Raw genomic sequence first — 19,037 nt, forward strand, 5'->3', positions numbered from 1 at the left:
GTCTCCATCCATATATTTCGTTTTACTTATTATCAAGACATCGCCGAGGTATGTTCCTGGTCGATGCAACAGCTTCGTCCGGCTCACGGGATCGCCTCGCGGCGGTCCGCGCGGGCCGAACGTCATGCGCGCCGGCGGCGTCCGCGCGGCCAACGGCTCCCGCAAGATGCTTCGTTGCGGCGCAACGGGCCGTGCCGCGTCACGCCACCGCGTTCTGCGCGATGCAGCGCGCGTAGTACGCGAGGCTGCGTTTGGGCGTACGAACCTGCGTGTCGAGATCGACATGCACGAGGCCGAACTTCTTCGTGAACCCCTTCCCCCATTCCCAGTTGTCGGTGGCGGCCCAGTAGAACAGGCCCTTCAGCCGCACGCCCTGGCGATACGCGTCGTGCGCCGCGCGCAGATAGCGCGCCAGGTAATCGCTGCGCGGGCCGTCGTCGACCGCGCCGTCGCGCGGCGGCGGATCGTTCAGTGCGAACCCGGTTTCGGTGATGTAGATGTCCGGCGCGCCGTAGTCGCGATGTACTCGAACGAGCATCTCGGTCATGCCGTCCGGTTCGACCCAGAAAGCCGCCGTGCGCGGCAGGTCGGCCGGCGGCTCGCTCTGTTCGACGCCGAACGGTGCAGCCGGGTTGGCGCGAACGTAAATGCGCGAGTAGTAGTTCATGCCGAGGAAATCGGGCTTCGCCGCGACGACGTTCATGTCGTCGGGCCTGACGAATGCGGACAACGACCGCTCGAGCGCGTCGGGATAACCTTTCCCGTACAACGGATCGAGAAACGCACGATTCCAGAGCATGTCGACGAGCTGCGCCGCCTTGCGATCTTCATCGCGGCTCCCTGCGGCACGCACCGGCTGCAGGTTGATCGTCGTGCCGATCCGCGCGTCGCGCAGGTTCGCCCGCAGCGCCTGGAACGCGAGGCCCTGGGCCAGATTCTGGTGATGAACCGCGGCGAACGCGGCTTCCGGCGAACGCAAACCGGGTGCATGCACACCCAGGCCGTAGCCGCTAAACGCCACGCTGTTGGGCTCGTTCAGCACGATCCAGCGGCGCACGCGGTCGCCGAGCCGGCGCGTCACGCGATCCGCGTAGTCGGCAAGCCGGAACGCTATGTCGCGGCTGCGGAAATCGCCGGCCCAGACCGGCGTATCCCAGTGAAACAGCGTGGGAACGGGCTCGATGCCCCGCGCCAGCATCGCGTCGATCATCCGTTCGTAAGTCGAGAGGCCCGCATCGCTCGCCGCGCCGGGCCCTTGCGGCTGCACGCGCGGCCATGCGATCGAGAACCGCAACGCGCGAATCCCGGCGGCGGCCATCCATTCGAGGTCGGCCGGGTAGCGCCGCTCGAATTCCGTGCAGCGCGCGTTCGTCGAGCCGTCGGCGACATTCCCGGCACGATCCGCGAACACGTCCCAATTGCTTCGCCCGCGCCCGTCGCGACTTTCGGTTTGTGCGGCGGATGCCGCAACGCCCCAGACGAAATCGTCGGCGAAGCGCGCGTCGTTGTCGCGGGCAAACGCCGGCATGCAGGCCAAGCCGGCCGCCGCCGCACCGGCCTGCAGGATGGCACGGCGCCCCGGGGATTGCGGGAGGGAAGTGTCGATCGTCATTCATGTCTCCGAATGGGGCGCCCGAATCGCGTCGGGTGAACCCCGGTTTAAAAAAGCAGTTCATCCTGCTTGTAAATGACGTGCGTTCCGCGATGGAAACCGGGCGGTGCCGGCGGTATCGCCGCTGCGAACCTACCGTATCGACAGCATGCCGCCCGGCTCACGCCGAGGCGGTGTGCCATCGGCACGGCCGCCGCCTTCGGTACGAATGCTTCGCAACATACAAGTAGCGCATATTGCTTGTCAACGAAGCGAACCGAACGATGTCTCGAAATACGAATGCCGGCCCCTGCGCCGCTTCCGCAATCCGGGCAGCCGCCGGCCAGCGTCGGGCGAATGCGTCACGCGATGCGGTCGGCGTTCGCGCGAGCCCGCCCGATACGCGCGTCAGCGCGACACGCGGCGCTTGGCGGCCTTCGCCGCGGCCGGCACCGCCTGCGCCATGTCGTCCGCCAGTTGCCGAAGTACCATTTCGCACCAAAACCGGAACGCGGCTCGCGCCGTGGCGAGTTCGGCTCCGCGGACGACATCGACGGTCAGGCCGCGAATCGTTGCCCCGGCGAGCAATTGAAACTGATTGATCTTGTGCACGATCGCCGCGTCGAGGCCGGCGGTGACTTCATCCATCATCGTACGAAACCGCGCTTCGAACGGTGCGAGGATGCGGGTCGCCGCTTCGTCGAGTTCCTCGTCGGCGCGACGTGCGAGCTGGATCTCCATGCTCGCGGCGAACAAAGGCGAGCCGATCAGCGCACCGGCGGCGTCGAGCAAGCCATCGATGCGCTCGAGGGGGGTCTCGGCGCCGCGCAACGCGTGCTCGAGTTTCGCCAGGCGCTCGCCGGTGAGTCGCTCAAGCACCGCCGCCATCAGCTCCGCCTTGGTCGGGAACTGATGCTGCATCGCGCCCATGCTGACGTCGGCTTCGCGCCGGATCGCAAGCGTCGTCGCGCCCGAATAGCCTTCCTTGTGAAGCAGCGATATCGCGGCGGCAATTACGCATTCACGAGTCGCCTGGCTGCGCTCCGCCTGCGTCGGCCGGCGTGTGCGCGCGGGGCCGGAAGTCGTTGCCGCGCCTGTCTTGACGGTTTTCTTCATTCACGTGTTGGGTCGGGTGCCGGAACGGGCGTGAGTCGGCCGCCGGGCGCGGCCGGCGTTCGACGATGGCGATCGATGACCGTCGCCGCGCTCGCTGCGCCAAACGCGCGGCACGCACCGCGGACGACGGCGCATCGGAGCGTGGCGCAGCCGTCGACGGAATCGATCGCGATCGGCGGCGGTCTACGGAGGCAAATTCTATCAACGAACCTCGCATCGGCACATGACTGGCGCATGGCCAATATTCGGCCGGCTCGCGCTTCAGGTCCGCGGCGACCGCGCGGCACGGTGCGGTGCGCGGCCGCCGGCCGGCCCGGTCGTGCCGCGCACCACCAGCGTCGGCAGCGATGCGACCCGCACGCGCGACGCGTCGTCGCCCTGCCCGCCCGCCTCGCGCAACGTATTGAGCAATTCGACCGCGATGCCGGCCGCTTCGGCGGTCGGAATCGCGACGGTCGTCAGCGTGGGCCGCGTGTCGCGGGCGAGATGGATGTCGGTGATGCCGACGATCGACAGATCCTCCGGCACGCGCAGGCCGCGATCGGCCGCCGCGTGCAGCGCGCCGATCGCCGGCAGGTCGTTGGTCGCGACCAGCGCGGTCAACCGCGGGTGCGCATCGAGCAGCCTGCCCGCCGCGCGCAGGCCGCCTTCGATCGAATCGTGTCCGGTCGCGACGATCGACGCGTCGAGCCCCGCGTCGCGCATCACGTCGACGAAGCCGTCATAGCGCGCCGCCTGCACGCCGCTCGCCGCGCCGCCGACGATCACGCCGATTTTCTCGTGACCGAGTTCGAGCAGATGCCGCGTCGCGATCCGTCCCGCCTCGCGGAAATCGATCGCCACGCACGGCAGCCCTTCGGGCGGCGCTTCGGGCCGCTCCCACAGGCACAGCACGACCGGCACGCCGCGCCGCGCGACGTCGAGCAGATCCGGCAGATGCAGGTTCGCGTTGGTCACGAGAATGCCTTCGGAGATCGTGCCGGCGATCTGGTCGAGATACGCACGCCCCTGCAACGGATCTTCGTTCGTATTGCAGACGATCAGGAACTGCCCGTTGCGGCGCACCGCACGCTCGACCGCCAGCGCGAATTCCGGATAGAACGGGTTCGCGATGCTCGATACCATCAGCGCGACCGTCGGCGCACGCCCTTCCGCCAGCGCCCGCGCGGCAAGGTGCGGCCGATACCCGAGCGCGTCGACCGCTTCGAGCACCCGCGCCCGCGTCGCGTCGCCGACCCGGCCGCGGTCGCGCAGCACGTTCGACACCGTCGCGGCCGTCACGCCGGCGCGGCGCGCCACTTCATCCAGAGTTGCCATCGTTTGCCCACTATATGAGACGTCGATCCAATATTTGCTTCGCTCACCGAAGCGGCGCACTATCGCCGCACACCTTGCCGCCCGACCGACGGGCGCGACTCGGCCGCGATCACGTCGCCTCTTTTTTTGATCGCGATGATTAAGCGCTTAATCATGCAGTAAGGCGCATTAAAACATGGAGCGGAGACAATGGCGAGCATCTCGATGCGACGCGTGCAGAAAGCCTATGGCGAGCATGCGCCGGTCATTCTCGACGTCGATCTGGAGATCGGCGCGCACGAGTTCTGCGTGTTTCTCGGGCCGTCCGGATGCGGGAAATCGACGCTGCTGCGCATGATCGCCGGGCTGGAGGATCTGAGCGCGGGCGAGCTGTCGATCGACGGCCGCCGCGTCGACGACGTGCCGGCCGCCGAGCGCGGCGTCGCGATGGTGTTCCAGAGCTACGCGCTGTTTCCGCACATGACGGTGTACGAGAACATGGCGTTCGGGCTGAAGCTCGCGCGCGTGCCGAAGGCCGAGATCGACCGGAAGGTGCGCGACGCCGCGCGGATCCTGCAGCTCGACACGCTGCTCGAACGCAAGCCGAAGGCGCTGTCGGGCGGCCAGCGACAGCGCGTCGCGATCGGCCGCGCGATCGTGCGCGAGCCCGGCGTGTTCCTGTTCGACGAACCGCTGTCGAATCTCGACGCAGCGCTGCGCGGCCAGACCCGCATCGAGATCGCGCGGCTGCACCGGCAGTTCGAACGCGCGAGCGTCGTCTACGTGACGCACGACCAGACCGAGGCGATGACGCTCGCCGACAAGATCGTGCTGCTGCACGCCGGCGCGGATACCGCGCGGCACGGCAGCATCGCGCAGGTCGGCGCGCCGCTCGACCTCTACCACCACCCGGCCAGCCGCTTCGTCGCGGGTTTCATCGGCTCGCCGCGCATGAACTTCCTGCCGGCCGTCGTGACCGCGTGCGACGCGCATCGCACGACCGTCTCGCTCGTGCCGTCCGGCGAAATCTTCGTGCTGCCGCGCGACGGCTCGGCGCTCGGCGCCGGCGCCGCCGTGACGCTCGGCATCCGCCCCGAACACCTGACGCTCGGCGCCGCGCCCGATGCGACGACGCTCGCGCGCGACGTCGCGCTCGTCGAACGCCTGGGCGAGCAGACCTACGTGCACCTCGATCCGTGCGGCCAGCCCGGTGCGACGCCGCTGATCGCGAAGGTGCCGGGCGACGCGCAGGTGCGCACCGGCGAACGCGTGCCCGTGCACGCGTCGGCCGCGGCCTGCCATCTGTTCACCGAAGACGGCCGCGCGGTGCCCGCGTGCGCCGACGTCCACGTTCACCACTACGCATAAGGATCGGCATGCGCCTCGGAGTCTGCTACTACCCGGAACACTGGCCGGAATCGATGTGGGCCGACGACGCCCGTCGGATGAAAGCGCTCGGCATCGCGCAGGTACGGATCGCCGAATTCGCGTGGAGCCGCATCGAGTCGTCGCCGGGCGAATACGACTGGGGCTGGCTCGACCGTGCGGTCGACGTGCTCGGCGCGGCCGGCCTCGAAATCGTGATGTGCACGCCGACCGCCACGCCGCCGAAATGGCTGGTCGACCGCCATCCCGACATCCTCGCGATCGGCGCCGACGGCCGGCCGCGCGCATTCGGTTCGCGCCGCCACTACGATTTCTCGTCGCCGACCTATCTCGAAGCGTCGCGCCAGATCTGCACGGCGGTCGCCGAACGCTACGGCCGTCATCCGGCCGTGCGCTACTGGCAGACCGACAACGAGCTGGGTTGCCACCAGACCGTCGTCAGCTACTCGCCGGCCGCGCTCGTGCGCTTCCGTGCGTGGCTGCAGGCGCGCTACGGCACGATCGATGCGCTGAACCGTGCGTGGGGCACCGTGTTCTGGAGCATGGAGTATCGCCATTTCGACGAAGTGGACGCGCCCGTGGGCACCGTGACCGAAGCCCATCCGTCGCACCGCCTCGACTACCGGCGCTTCGCGTCCGACGAACTCGCGCGCTATCACCGGATGCAGGTCGACGTGATCCGCGCACACTCGCCCGGCCGGCCGGTCGCGCACAACTTCATGCAACTGTTCACCGAGTTCGATCACTACGAAGTCGCGCGCGACCTCGACGTCGCGACGTGGGACAGCTACCCGCTCGGCGCGCTCGAGGAGCTGTGGTTCGCGCCCGACGTGAAGGCGCGCTGGCTGCGCACCGGCCATCCCGATTTCGCGTCGTTCAATCACGACCTGTACCGCGGCATGTCGAAGCTGCCGTTCTGGGTGATGGAACAGCAGCCGGGCCCCGTGAACTGGGCGCACTGGAATCCCGCGCCGCTGCCGGGCATGGTGCGGCTGTGGAGCTGGGAAGCGTTCGCGCACGGCGCCGGCTGCGTATCGTACTTCCGCTGGCGGCAGGCGCCGTTCGCGCAGGAGCAGATGCACGCGGGCTTGAACACCCCCGACAACCGGCTCGACGAAGGCGGCCGCGAAGCGCAGCGCGTCGCGCAGGAGATCGCCGCCGTGCTCGACGCCGGCGCGGATGCCGACGCGAACGGCCCCGTGCGCGCAGCGGTCGCGCTGGTCTTCGACTACGAGGCGAAGTGGCTGTTCGAAGTGCAGCCGCAGGGCGCCGACTTCCACTACCCGCGTTTCGCATTCGAGTACTACTCGGCGCTGCGCTCGCTCGGCCTCGACGTCGACATCGTGTCGACGCACGCGCCGCTCGACGGCTACCGTCTCGTCGTCGTGCCGCCGCTGCCGATCGTACCGGACGATTTCGCGTCGCGGCTCGCCGCGTCGGGCGCGCATGCGGTGTTCGGGCCGCGCACCGGCTCGAAGACCGCCGACCTGCAGGTTCCGCCGACGCTGCCGCCCGGCCCGCTCGCGTCGATCCTGCCCGTGCGGGTATGGCGCGTCGAATCGCTGCGGCCGAACGTGACCGAACGGATCGACGGCACGTTGCGCGACGGCGCGCCGTTCGCGGGCGACGCGCGTCACTGGCGCGACCTCGTCGAATTGAACGACGGCGGCGCACACAGCGTCGTGCGCGCGCGCTTCGCCGACGGCCATCCGGCGTGCATCTCGCACGGTACGCTGCACTACTGGGCCGCGCCGTTCGACGATGCGACCACCATGCGACTGTTCGCCGATGTCGCGGCCGAAGCGGGCCTCGCGCCGACGCCGCTCGGCGACGCCGTACGCGTGAGCCGGCGCGGCGGGCTGACATACGTGTTCAACTACGCGAACACACCGCACACGATCGACGCGGTGCCGCCGTCCGCGTTCGTGGTCGGCGCGGCCCGGGTCGAGCCGCAAGGCGTGGCCGTTTATCGAAGCCGTTCGTAGCAACCGCCCCGGCGCCGCCGCGCGCCGGTCACGCACAAACAACGACACACAGGACTGGAGACACTCATGACCCATCGCCCTCTTCGCGTCGCTGCCCGCCTGGCGAGCGCCGCCGCCATCGCGTTCGCCTCGTTCGGCGCGACGACGCCCGCCGACGCCGGCACGCTGACGATCAACATCGCGTTCAAGGGCGCGAGCCAGCGCGCCGTGTGGCAGTCGACGATCGAAGCGTTCCACAAGGCGCATCCCGACATCGACGTGAAGCCGACCTTCGTCGACGAGGAAGCGTACAAGGTGCAGCTCCCCGCGTGGCTCACGACCGTCGCGCCGGACGTCGTGAACTGGCACGCGGGCGAGCGGATGGCGTACTACGCGAAGCGCGGGCTGTTCGAGGACCTGAGCGGCGACTGGACGAAGAACGGCTGGGATGCGATGTACGCGTCGACGCGCAGCGCATCGTCGTACAACGGCAAGCAGTACGCGGCGCCGACCGTCTACTACTCGTGGGGGCTGTTCTACCGCAAGGACCTGTTCCGCAAGGTCGGCATCGCCGACGAACCGAAGACGTGGGACCAGTTTCTCGATGCGTGCAAGAAGCTGAAGGCCGCGGGCATCACGCCCATCGCGATCGGCGGCCGCGATGCGTGGACGCTCGCCGGCTGGTTCGACTATCTCGACCTGCGGCTGAACGGCAACGCGTTCCACCAGCAACTGATGGCCGGCGACGTGCCGTACACCGACCCGCGCGTGAAGAAGGTCTACACGACGTGGAAATCGCTGATCGACGCCGGTTACTTCATCGACAACGCGCTGTCCTACGATCTCGACGGCGCGCAGCCGTTCCTGTTCCAGGGCAAGGCCGCGATGATGCTGATGGGCACCTTCATCGCGGCGGGTTTCCCGCCGAACGTCAAGCAGGAAATGGGCTACTACCGCTTCCCGATCATCGACCCGAAGGTGCCGACCGCCGAAGACGGCCCGGTCGAATCGCTGCACATCCCGACCAAGGCGAAGAACAAGGCCGACGCGCACACGTTCCTCGCGTTCGTCGAAACGCCGGAGATCGGCGCGAAGCTGGCCGAAGGGCTCGGCTCGCTGTCGGCCAACAGCAAGTCGCCGGAGCCGGCCGATCCGATCTCGCGCATCGGCTTCCGGATCCTCGCCGACACGAAGGGCGGCGTCGCGCAGTTCTACGATCGCGACATGACCAAGGAAATGGCCGACGAAGGGATGAAGGGCATGCAGCAGTTCCTCGCGAATCCCGCGCAACTCGATACGGTGCTCGCGCAGCTCGAACAGACCCGCAAGCGGATCTACAAGAAGTGACCGCGTGACCCAACCGGCGGCCGCGCGCCGCCGTGTCCGTTCAGGAGGCTTGCCGTGTCCAGTCCGATCGCGTCCCCCCCGCCCGCCGGCACCGCGCCGCCGCGCGGCCCATCCGCCGCCACGCTGCCCGCGCGCCGCCCGTCGCCCGCCGTGCGGCGGCAACGGCGCGCCGCGTGGCTCTTTCTCGCGCCGGCCTGCGCGATGGTGGCCGTCTATGTGATCTGGCCGATCCTGTCGACGCTGTGGCTGAGCCTGTACAACTGGGACGGGATGACCGAGCGCACCTTCGTCGGTCTCGCGAACTACGCGGAGCTGCTGCACGCGCCGACGTTCTACACGGCGCTGCGCAACAACGTGATCTGGCTCGTGCTGTTCATGCTCGCGCCGCCGCTCGGCCTCGCGCTCGCGCTGTACCTGAACCAGGCGGTCGGCGGCATCCGGCTCGTGAAGTCGCTGTTCTTCGCGCCGTTCGTGCTGTCGGGCGTGGTCGTCGGGCTGATCTTCTCGTGGTTCTACGATCCGACTTTCGGGCTGCTCGCGCTGCTCGCCGGGCATGGCATCCCGGTGCTCGGCGACGCGCGCTATGCGACGTTCGGCATCGTGTTCGCCGCGCTGTGGCCGCAAACGGCGTACTGCATGATCCTGTACCTGACCGGGCTCACGTCGGTCAACCCGGAACAGATCGAGGCCGCGCGGATGGAAGGCGCGCGCGGTTTCGCGCTGCTGTGGCACGTCGTGCTGCCGCAACTGCGGCCGACCACCTTCATGGCGATCGTCGTCACGGTGATCGGCGCGCTGCGCAGCTTCGACCTGATCTCGGTGATGACGGGCGGCGGCCCGTTCGAAAGCTCGACCGTGCTCGCGTATTACATGTACGACCAGGCGATCAAGTACTACCGGCTCGGCTATTCCGCGTCGATCGCGGTCGTGCTGTTCGCGATCATGCTCGTCTACATCGTGTTCCAGTTGCGCCGCATGCTGCGCAACGAGCAGTGATTTTCGGGAGTGCGCTCATCATGTTTCCGACACCCGTCGCCCACTGGAAGCCGGTATCGCGCCGGCTGTACAAGCTGTCGCTGCCCGTCGCGCTGCTCATCTGGTTGCTGCCGATGATCGCGGTGTTCGTCACGTCGGTGCGCTCGACCGAGGAGCTCGTCGAAGGTCACTACTGGGGCTGGCCGCGCCGCTTCGCGATGATCGAGAACTATCGCGACGCGCTGACCACGTCGCCGATGCTGCATTACTTCTGGAACAGCGTGCAGATCACCGTGCCGTCGGTCATCGGCTCGATCGCGCTCGCGGCGATGGCCGGCTTCGCGCTCGCCACCTATCGGTTTCGCGGCAATACCGCGCTGTTCGGCACGTTCGTCGCCGGCAATTTCGTGCCGGTGCAGGTGTTGATGATTCCGGTGCGCGACCTGTCGCTGCGGCTCGGCGTGTTCAATACCGTCGAAGCGCTGATCCTGTTTCACGTCGCGTTCCAGACGGGCTTCTGCACGCTGTTCCTGCGCAACTTCATCAAGCAGTTGCCGTTCGAGCTGATCGAGGCAGCGCGCATCGAAGGCGCGGGCGAATGGACGGTGTTCTGGCGAATCGTGCTGCCGCTGATCCGGCCGGCGCTCGCCGCGCTCGCGATTCTCGTGTTCACGTTCGTGTGGAACGATTACTTCTGGGCGCTGTGCCTCACGCAAGGCGACGAGGCGGCGCCGATCACAGCGGGCGTCGCGGCGCTGAAGGGGCAATGGACGACGTCGTGGAATCTTGTATCGGCCGGATCGATTCTCGCCGCGCTGCCGTCGGTCGCGATGTTCTTCGCGATGCAGAAGCATTTCGTCGCCGGGCTCACGTTCGGTGCGACGAAGGGCTGAACGCGCGCCGGCTGCATTTTCGTATCTCCCCCTCCGCATCGTGAGGTTGCCCGCTTCGGCGGGCTTTTTTCGTTGCGGATTTTGTTGCAGATCCGGGTAGGGTCGCCTGGCGAACCCGGCCCGCCGTCCAGGCTTCGACGTCATCGACCGATCGAACTCGTCGCTCGGCGGAGCTTCGACGCGCGTGGGCGTCAGGGCACGACTTTGCCCGACATCGATTCAACTAGGCATACTTGTCGCCGACCGTACTGCGAATCGGATGGGTGTCGTACACGATGACCATCCGTTCGATGAGCCCCGCCGTGTCGAACTCGAACACGTCGACGCATTCGAAGCGCGCCACCGAACCGTCTTTCAGGGTCCAGTCGTAGATGAAGTAACCTGTCGCACGTCGAGCCCCGCTCGTGCTGACGCAGATATCGATCGGCGTGATCCTGCTTGCTCCCGATGCGGCAGCGACCTTCGAAAAGAAGGGCCCGGGATGCATCCAGCCGAGAAATGGCGAGAAAATCTGCGCGTCCGGCGTAAACAGCGCGCAAATGGCGCTGACGTCGCCTCGCTCCAGCTCCCGAAGGTAAGCGCGAACCTGTTCCGTGTAGAGTGATTCCGACGTTGAGCCCAAAATTATCCTCCGATCATTCGTCGACGACCCCGTTCATTCGCGAGAACAGGGCATCCGGTAGACGCACGATAGCGACGCACCGATGACCGAACAATCGAAAAATTTGCAACCCGGGTATGCGGCGCATGCATATCCGCTGGCCGATCTGACGCGGCCGCTCCCGCCGCTGGCGGCGATTCAGTCGTTCGTCGCCGCGGCGCAGCTGGGCAGCGTCAGCAAGGCCGCGGATCATCTCTGCCGCACGCAGGGCGCAGTGAGCCGCCAGATACAGCAGCTGGAAACGCATTACCGATGCGCACTGTTCGTGCGCCATGTATCGGGGCTGACGTTGACGCCGGAAGGCAATGCACTGCTGACGGTCGCGGTCGACGTGCTCGCGCAATTGGTCGGGCATGCGGATGCCCATGCACGGGCGACCTCGGTGCTCACGTTGAAGTTGCCGTCCACGTTCGCCGTTCGCTGGTTGCTCCCACGGCTGCCGGACATTCATCGCGCGATGAGCGGGACGGAGCTGCGTATTTCGACATCCGCGGACGACACGCCGGATTTCGCCACGTCCGACGTCGACGCCATCATCGTGCGGGGCACGGGACAATGGACCGGCACGGAAGCGATACCGCTGTTTCCCGAGCGGCTCACGCCAATGTGCGCGCCCGCATTGGCGACATCGCTGCGATCCGTTGCCGACCTCGCGCATGTCGATTTGCTCCATCCCGGGCCCAGCCGCGCAGAGTGGCGATGCTGGCTCGATCACGTGGGGGCACGCCAGATCGATGCGGGACGCGGGCTCGTATTCGATACCCTCGAATTGACGCTCGCGGCATCGACGGAAGGACACGGAATTGCAATCGGCGACCCGCGCATGGCGCGAGACCGACTCCGTGCCGGATCGCTCGTGACACCGTTCGAGGATGTGGCTGAAGACGGCCTTTCCTACTTCCTCGTCTATCCGCCGCAACGGGCGGCACAACCGAAAATTCGCGCCCTCGCCGATATCCTGCTACGACTGGCGCGAGAAGATTGATCGACAGGCGAGCGTCCGATACGCGGTGCGGCGCCGACCTTCGAATGGCGCCCCCAAACCTGTCGACGAATGACGGTCCCGGTCAGAGATCTCCGCGCACTTCACCGGTTCCCAGCGCGCTGCGCTGCCGGTTGACTTCCGCCCAAAGCGCATCGCTGTCGTCTTCGCGCAGCACGGCAATGCAGTCCAGTTGATCGTCGGTCACGCCGAAGTACGCCAGAATTTCCCGCCGAACGCCGTCGATGAACTCCGCGTATTCCGGCGTGGCCTGCGCCTGCGCGTGCAGCGCGTCGTATTCCGCATCGTCCACGCCGCCGCCATGCTCGTCGATATAGCGCGAGATCCACTGGTCTCGTTCGCGGTCGTAATCGGCCTCGGCGCGCATCGCTTGCGCGGCCGTGTAGAAATCCAGTTGGGCAAAGGCGGCGATCGCCGCCGTCGTCGTCTTGTCGAATTTCGTCGTCATTCCATCTCTCACTTCAGTCATCGCCCATCATGGGTCACGCGGGGAAGCCGCGATCGCGCGCGGTTTCAGGTCGCGAACGAGAAAACCGGCAGCGCGGTTCCGAACCGCGGTCACTGCATCGGACGGTTCGATCGTATCGGGCACGTTGAAAGGGAAGGGTTCAGTCTACCTGGACGGTTTGCCAGGTTTGCCACGCCCGCCGGCAGATTTGCCGGCAGCCTTCCCCGCCGGCGGCTTGGCCGCAGGTTTGCTGCGCGGCTTCTGCACGCTGAACGGGCTACCGATGGTGTAGTCCCGATCCTGACCCGCGGCCGTCGCATGCTGCGCGCCGGACTTGCGCTTGGCTTCGCCACCTTGCGTACGCGGCTGCTTGCCCGGCGCCTGCCTGGCGACCGGCGCAGCGTGCGGCACCTTGGGCTTCTTCGGCTTTTTCGGTTTCTTGATGATCTGGCCCGTCGCGCTGGTTTCCGGCACGCGGTGTTCGGCTTCGAAACCCGGCTCTTCTTCCCGCCGCAGCGTCTGCCGGATCAGTGCTTCGATCGCGGCCAGTTGCGGCGCTTCATCGGCGCACACGAGAGACACCGCCACGCCGCTGGCGCCCGCGCGACCGGTGCGGCCGATACGGTGCACGTAGTCTTGCGCGACGATCGGCAGATCGACGTTGATCACCAGCGGCAGATCGTCGATATCCAGCCCGCGCGCCGCCACGTCGGTGGCGACCAGCATCTGCACCTCACCCGTCTTGAATCGCTCCAGCGCGCGCGAACGCGCGGGTTGCGGCTTGTCGCCGTGGATCGTATCGACCGCGTAGCCCGCTTTCTCCAGCATGAGCGCCAGATAATCGACGCCATTGCGGGTCTTGACGAATACCAGCGCGTGCTCCCACTTGTTTTGCGCCACCAGGTGCATGAAGAGATCGGGCTTGTTCCGCTTGTCGACCGGCACCACCCATTGCTTGATCTTGCTCGCCGTGGCGTTGGGCAGGCTGACGCTGATATCGACCGGGTTGCGCAGAATGCCCGCCGCCATCTTCCGGATTTCGTCGGAGAACGTGGCCGAGAACAGCAGCGTCTGGCGCTTGTCGGGCAATGCGGCAAAGACCGCGTCGAGTTCGCGCGCGAAGCCGAGATCCAGCATGCGGTCGGCTTCGTCCAGCACCAGCGCCTGCACCTGATCGAACTGCACGGCGTTCTGGCGATGGAGGTCGAGCAAGCGGCCCGGCGTGGCAACGAGCACATCCACGCCCTTGCGCAGCTTCATCATCTGGGGATTGATGCTCACGCCGCCGTACGCGGCCAGAAATCGCAGATCGAGCCCTTTGCCGTATTCGACGAAGCTTTGCAGCACCTGTTCGGCCAGTTCCCGCGTGGGCACCAGCACCAGCACGCGCGCGCGGTTGCTGGACACCGCCGGGCCGTGTTGCACCAGCCGTTGCAGCAGCGGCAGCGCAAAGCCGGCCGTCTTGCCGGTGCCGGTCTGCGCCGCGGCCATGACGTCCTTGCCGCCGAGCACGGCGGGAATCGCCTTGGCCTGCACCGGCGTGGGTGTCTGGTAATTGAGGCTCTGCACATTACGCAGCAACGGCTCGATCAGGCCAAGCGAGGCAAAAGACATGGACGTATTCCGGGCGAAAACCGCAATTCTAGCGGTTGCCGCCGAGGTTGCGCCCCATCCGCGCCGCCGCGCAACCGCCTGTCCACCGCCCCGATATTCATCTCTTGCGCAACCGGCATCGGCGACAACGCGCGCGGCGGCGCGCGGCCGTCGCGAGACGAAGGCGTATGAGGATATGATCGACGGTGGCCGCACCGCGTTCCTGAGCGCGCCGCCGACGGGATCGCTCGAAGGCGGCGTGCCGGTCGCGGTCGGCGGCCGGATAACGGGCGCGATCGGCGTGTCTGGCGTAAAGTCCGAACAGGACGCGCAGATCGCCCGCGCCGGCACACGAAGCGTCGCGGAATAACCAGCCAAGCCGCACGCGTTTTTCATTCCCCGGGAGGATTCACGATGATCGACCAAGCAGGACTGCAAGTCGCGCCAGCGCTGAGCCAGTTCATTGAAAACGAAGCGCTGCCGGGCACCGGCATCGACAAGGCCGCGTTCTGGAGCGGTTTCTCGGCCCTGGTGCACGATCTCGCGCCGCGCAACCGCGAGCTGCTCGCCGAACGCGACCGCCTGCAGCAGGAACTCGACGCGTGGCATCGCGCGCACCCCGGCCCGGTACGCGACCATGCCGCGTATCGCGCATTCCTCGAACAAATCGGCTATCTCGTGCCGGTCCCGTCGAACGTCGCGGCAGCCACCGCGAACGTCGACAGCGAGATCGCCACGCAGGCCGGCCCGCAGCTCGTCGTGCCGCTGTCGAACGCGCGCTATGCGCTGAACGCCGCGAACGCGCGCTGGGGCAGCCTGTACGACGCGCTGTACGGCACCGACGCGTTGCCGGAAGACGGCGGCGCCGAACGCACCACCGCGTACAACCCGACGCGCGGCCAGCGCGTGATCGACTACGCGCGCGGCGTGCTCGACAACGCCGCGCCGCTCGCGAGCGGCTCGCACCGCGACGCGCTGCGCTACCGCGTGCAGGACGGTCAGCTTGCGGTCGAAACCGGCAAGGGCGTCGTGCATCTCGCGCAGCCCGCGCAATTCGTCGGCTACCAGGGCGCGGCCGATGCGCCGTCCGCGATCCTGCTGAAGCACAACGGCCTGCACCTCGAGATCCAGATCGATGCGTCGACGCCGATCGGCCGCGCCGATCTCGCGAACGTGAAGGACGTCGTGCTCGAAGCCGCGGTCAGCACGATCATCGACTGCGAGGATTCGGTCGCGGCGGTCGACGCCGACGACAAGGTCCAGCTCTACCGCAACTGGCTCGGCCTGATGCAGGGCACGCTCGCCGAGGAAGTCGCGAAGGGCGGCAAGGTCTTCACGCGCCGCCTGAACGCCGATCGCGAGTACACGACGCCGGCCGGCGGCACGCTGTCGCTGCACGGCCGCTCGCTGCTGTTCGTGCGCAACGTCGGCCACCTGATGACCAACGGCGCGGTGCTCGACCGTGACGGCAACGAGATTCCGGAAGGGATCCTCGACGGCGTCGTCACGACGCTGTGCGCGCTGCACGACCTGAAGGCCAAGCGCAATTCGCGCACGGGCTCGATCTACATCGTGAAGCCGAAGATGCACGGCCCGGCCGAAGTCGCGTTCGCCGACACGCTGTTCGCGCGCATCGAGGATCTGTACGGCCTGCCGCGCAACACGCTGAAGATGGGCATCATGGACGAGGAGCGCCGCACCAGCGTGAACCTCGCCGCGTGTATCGCCGCCGCCGCCGCGCGCGTCGCGTTCATCAACACCGGCTTCCTCGATCGCACCGGCGACGAGATGCACACCGCGATGGAAGCGGGCCCGATGATCCGCAAGGGCGACATGAAGTCGTCGGCGTGGATCCAGTCGTACGAGCGCAACAACGTGCTCGCGGGCCTGTCGGCCGGCCTGCGCGGCCGCGCGCAGATCGGCAAGGGCATGTGGGCGATGCCGGACCTGATGCACGCGATGCTCGAGCAGAAGATCGCGCATCCGCGCGCCGGCGCGAACACCGCATGGGTGCCGTCGCCGACCGCCGCGACGCTGCACGCGCTGCACTACCACCTCGTCGACGTGCAGGCCGTCCAGCAGGAACTCGAGAAGACGCCGTACGCGAGCGAGCGCGACGCGCTGCTCGAAGGGCTGCTGACGGTGCCGGTCGTCGAGCGCGCCGCGTGGAGCGAGGCCGAGATCCTCAGCGAAGTCGAGAACAACGCGCAGGGCATTCTCGGCTACGTCGTGCGCTGGGTCGAACAGGGCGTCGGCTGCTCGAAGGTGCCGGACATCCACGACGTCGGCCTGATGGAAGATCGCGCGACGCTGCGCATTTCGAGCCAGCACATCGCGAACTGGCTGCGCCACGGCGTGATCACCGAGGCATTCGTGCTCGACGTGTTCAAGCGGATGGCCCGCGTCGTCGACCAGCAGAACGCCGGCGACCCGAACTATCGCCCGATGGCGCCCGGCTACGACCAGTCGACCGCGTTCCAGGCCGCGTGCGCGCTCGCGCTGCAAGGCACGTCGCAGCCGAGCGGCTATACCGAGCCGCTGCTGCATCGGTTCCGGCTCGCGTTCAAGGCGCAACGGCACGGCGCATGATCCTGCGCATGCGGGCGCGCCCGCATGCCGGGTGCCGGCCGTACGCCGGCCTCGCGAAACGGGCAGCCTCGCGGCTGCCCGTTTTCATATTCGCGCTCACCCGAGCGTTGAAACCGATAATGGGCGCCTGTCGTGCGCTTTCGCGGACGACGCCCGCCGGCCGTTGATTCGCCGGGGTTCGCAACCGTCTGCCGCGCGACCTGTCCCGCCGCCCCGCAAAGCCTTGCGCCACAACGCTCCGCCCGATATCGGCAAGCGCCGGATCATGCCGTAATTTGACCCTGATCAATGGCTTGCGACATTTTCCGCGCACGCAAACACGCGCGTTATACTCCGTGGCATTCGCGCCGCGCAATTCGTCGGATCGTCGAATTGCGGCAGATGTTAACAGTGAATACAGGATTTATCGGTTTATCCGGCCGCGATTGCCGATAATCGGCGCCGGTTTTCTCCGCTGAACGGCAGGCATGCACGGAAAGGGCCGCGCACCGGGTCGCCACCCGCAGTCATACGAATAATCGCATCGGCCCGCCGCCCGGCGACGATGCCTCTCCGATCCACGGACCATGGCAGAAACCGACTACGCAGTGCCCAGCGAATCCGGCCTGACGAGCCGTGTCGCCGCTCATCTGCGCCGGTTCCTGCTGCCGCATCTGATCTTCTACACGGGGCTGCTGATCGCGCTGATCCTGCTGCTCCTGTGCGGGATCGTGCTGTACGAAGGCCGGATCGATGCGCGCGACCGTTCGCGCAGCATGCAGCAAAATCTCGCGCTGATCGCGTCGTGGGACATCGAACGCAACATCGAGATCTATTCGCTGTCGCTGCAGGCCGTCGTCGAAGGCATGAACGACCCCGCGGTCGTCGCCTTGCCGATGCCGCTGCGCCGCCAGGTGCTGTTCGACCGCGCGACGACGGCCAAGTACCTCGGCGGCATTTACGTGCTCGACGCGAAAGGCGACATCGCGGTCGACGGCAAGAGCGACGTGCCGCGCCAGGCCAACTTCGGCAACGAGCCGTATTTCACCGTGCACCGCGACCGGCCCGACGTCGGCCTGTACGTCAGCGATCCATATCATTCGCGGCTGCGCGGCGGCTCGCCGAGCATCGCGCTCAGCCGACGCATCACGCGGCCCGACGGCTCGTTCGGCGGCGTCGCGGTGATGTCGATCCGACTCGAATATTTCCAGAACCTGTTCTCGCGCCTGTCGCTCGGCGATCGCGGCTCGGTCGCGCTGATCAACACGGACGGCAGGATGGTCGCGCGCGAGCCGTACGACCCCAAAATCGTCGGCCGCGACATCAGCCGCGCGAGCACGTTCCGGCAATTCATGACCGCCAGCGAAGGCAGCTTCGCCGATACCGCGTCGATCGACGGCGTGCGGCGCCTGTACGTGTTCCGCCACCTCGAACACCTGCCGCTCATCGTCATGGTCGCGCGCTCCGAAGCGGACACTTACGCCGCGTGGTACGACCGTGCGATCCCGATCGGCTCCGCGATGGTCGTGCTCGCGATCGGCTTCGTCGGCCTGTCGCTGCTGCTCGACGTGCAATTGCGCAAGCGCCATCGCGCGGAAACCGAGCTGCAGGCACTCGCGCGCACCGACGGCCTGACGGGGCTCGACAACCGCCGGATGCTCGACGTCACGCTCGCGCGCGAATGGCGGCGTGCCGCGCGCTCGCAACATGCGCTGTCGCTGCTGTTCATCGACGTCGATTACTTCAAGCGCTACAACGACACGCAGGGCCACCAGGCCGGCGACGACGCCCTCGCCGCGGTCGGCCACTGCATCGCCGGCTGCCTGCGCCGCCCGGCCGACTATGCGGCGCGCTACGGCGGCGAGGAATTCGTCGTGGTGCTGCCGGACATCGACACGGACGGCGCGGTGACGATCGCCGAAACGATCCGCACCGGCATTCTCGATCTCGGCATCCGGCACGACGCCGGCACGGCCGGCCGGCTGACGGTGAGCATCGGCGTGACGACCAGCTATCCCGAACGCGACGACAACATCCAGGCCGCGCTGAAGCTGGCCGACGATGCGCTGTACCGCGCGAAGGAAGGCGGGCGCAACCGCATCGTCGTGCAGGCGGCCACACCGCCGGACGAACTCGCATCGCGGCGCGCCTGAGCATACGGGCAGCAGTGGGGCGACCGCCGTCCGCAGGCAAAAT

The 19,037-nt window shown here is 67.3% G+C and carries 15 protein-coding genes; 9 read left to right on the forward strand and 6 right to left on the reverse strand.

Annotation, left to right across the window (positions count from 1 at the left end; translation table 11 throughout):
• Window positions 1–199: 199 nt before the first annotated feature.
• From WS54_RS12780 to WS54_RS12790, 3 genes are all read right to left on the reverse strand, one after another.
• Entirely contained in the window at window positions 200–1,612 is a 1,413-nt protein-coding gene (locus WS54_RS12780) for a glycoside hydrolase family 1 protein (protein WP_059780197.1), read from the reverse strand.
• Between the two features lie 387 nt (window positions 1,613–1,999).
• Window positions 2,000–2,707, reverse strand: coding sequence for a TetR/AcrR family transcriptional regulator (locus WS54_RS12785; protein ID WP_059780198.1), 708 nt, complete (start codon window positions 2,705–2,707; stop codon window positions 2,000–2,002).
• Between the two features lie 261 nt (window positions 2,708–2,968).
• Window positions 2,969–4,024 carry a LacI family DNA-binding transcriptional regulator gene (locus WS54_RS12790; RefSeq protein WP_059780199.1) on the reverse strand — a complete coding sequence of 352 codons (1,056 nt, stop codon included), beginning with the start codon at window positions 4,022–4,024 and terminating at the stop codon, window positions 2,969–2,971.
• Window positions 4,025–4,213: 189 nt separating this feature from the next.
• On the opposite strand from WS54_RS12790, the gene WS54_RS12795 reads away from it, so the two are divergent.
• The 5 genes from WS54_RS12795 to WS54_RS12815 all read left to right on the forward strand — a co-directional run bounded on the left by WS54_RS12795 (window position 4,214) and on the right by WS54_RS12815 (window position 10,568).
• Window positions 4,214–5,371 carry an ABC transporter ATP-binding protein gene (locus WS54_RS12795; RefSeq protein WP_059780200.1) on the forward strand — a complete coding sequence of 386 codons (1,158 nt, stop codon included), beginning with the start codon at window positions 4,214–4,216 and terminating at the stop codon, window positions 5,369–5,371.
• An 8-nt stretch (window positions 5,372–5,379) separates the two neighbouring features.
• Entirely contained in the window at window positions 5,380–7,374 is a 1,995-nt protein-coding gene (locus WS54_RS12800; protein ID WP_059780201.1) for a beta-galactosidase, read from the forward strand.
• A gap of 66 nt (window positions 7,375–7,440) precedes the next feature.
• A complete protein-coding gene (locus WS54_RS12805) occupies window positions 7,441–8,700 on the forward strand; it encodes an ABC transporter substrate-binding protein (protein ID WP_059780202.1) in 1,260 nt (419 codons plus the stop codon).
• Window positions 8,701–8,754: 54 nt separating this feature from the next.
• Window positions 8,755–9,696, forward strand: coding sequence for a carbohydrate ABC transporter permease (locus WS54_RS12810; RefSeq protein WP_059780203.1), 942 nt, complete (start codon window positions 8,755–8,757; stop codon window positions 9,694–9,696).
• Between the two features lie 20 nt (window positions 9,697–9,716).
• Window positions 9,717–10,568: a carbohydrate ABC transporter permease gene (locus tag WS54_RS12815; RefSeq protein ID WP_059780222.1), complete on the forward strand. Its 852-nt coding sequence runs from the start codon at window positions 9,717–9,719 to the stop codon at window positions 10,566–10,568.
• A 223-nt stretch (window positions 10,569–10,791) separates the two neighbouring features.
• Here the strand turns inward: WS54_RS12815 and WS54_RS12820 are convergent, their stop codons facing one another.
• Window positions 10,792–11,190, reverse strand: coding sequence for a nuclear transport factor 2 family protein (locus WS54_RS12820; protein WP_179949010.1), 399 nt, complete (start codon window positions 11,188–11,190; stop codon window positions 10,792–10,794).
• An 82-nt stretch (window positions 11,191–11,272) separates the two neighbouring features.
• Here WS54_RS12820 and WS54_RS12825 point away from each other — a divergent pair, with 82 nt between their 5' ends.
• The gene (locus tag WS54_RS12825) at window positions 11,273–12,214 is read left to right on the forward strand and encodes a LysR substrate-binding domain-containing protein (RefSeq protein ID WP_034205837.1); all 942 of its coding nucleotides are present in this window, start codon (window positions 11,273–11,275) and stop codon (window positions 12,212–12,214) included.
• An 82-nt stretch (window positions 12,215–12,296) separates the two neighbouring features.
• On the opposite strand, the gene WS54_RS12830 is transcribed toward WS54_RS12825, so the two are convergent.
• Together WS54_RS12830 and WS54_RS12835 are read right to left on the reverse strand one after the other, a co-directional pair.
• Window positions 12,297–12,680: a hypothetical protein gene (locus tag WS54_RS12830; RefSeq protein WP_059780204.1), complete on the reverse strand. Its 384-nt coding sequence runs from the start codon at window positions 12,678–12,680 to the stop codon at window positions 12,297–12,299.
• Between the two features lie 165 nt (window positions 12,681–12,845).
• Window positions 12,846–14,294, reverse strand: coding sequence for a DEAD/DEAH box helicase (locus tag WS54_RS12835; RefSeq protein WP_059780205.1), 1,449 nt, complete (start codon window positions 14,292–14,294; stop codon window positions 12,846–12,848).
• On the opposite strand from WS54_RS12835, the gene WS54_RS12840 reads away from it, so the two are divergent.
• The 3 genes from WS54_RS12840 (at window position 14,293) to WS54_RS12855 (ending at window position 18,994) form a co-directional block, all read left to right on the forward strand.
• Window positions 14,293–14,643, forward strand: a complete 351-nt coding sequence (locus WS54_RS12840; protein WP_082725017.1) for a heme-binding protein — start codon at window positions 14,293–14,295, stop codon at window positions 14,641–14,643. The two genes, WS54_RS12835 and WS54_RS12840, sit on opposite strands and share 2 nt — an antisense overlap.
• A gap of 44 nt (window positions 14,644–14,687) precedes the next feature.
• Complete coding sequence (locus WS54_RS12845) at window positions 14,688–16,862, forward strand: malate synthase G (RefSeq protein ID WP_059780206.1); 2,175 nt, start codon at window positions 14,688–14,690, stop codon at window positions 16,860–16,862.
• A 566-nt stretch (window positions 16,863–17,428) separates the two neighbouring features.
• Window positions 17,429–18,994: a sensor domain-containing diguanylate cyclase gene (locus WS54_RS12855; protein ID WP_059780207.1), complete on the forward strand. Its 1,566-nt coding sequence runs from the start codon at window positions 17,429–17,431 to the stop codon at window positions 18,992–18,994.
• Window positions 18,995–19,037: the final 43 nt, after the last annotated feature.

The sequence above is a fragment of the Burkholderia sp. NRF60-BP8 genome (genome assembly GCF_001522585.2).
Classification (GTDB): domain Bacteria; phylum Pseudomonadota; class Gammaproteobacteria; order Burkholderiales; family Burkholderiaceae; genus Burkholderia.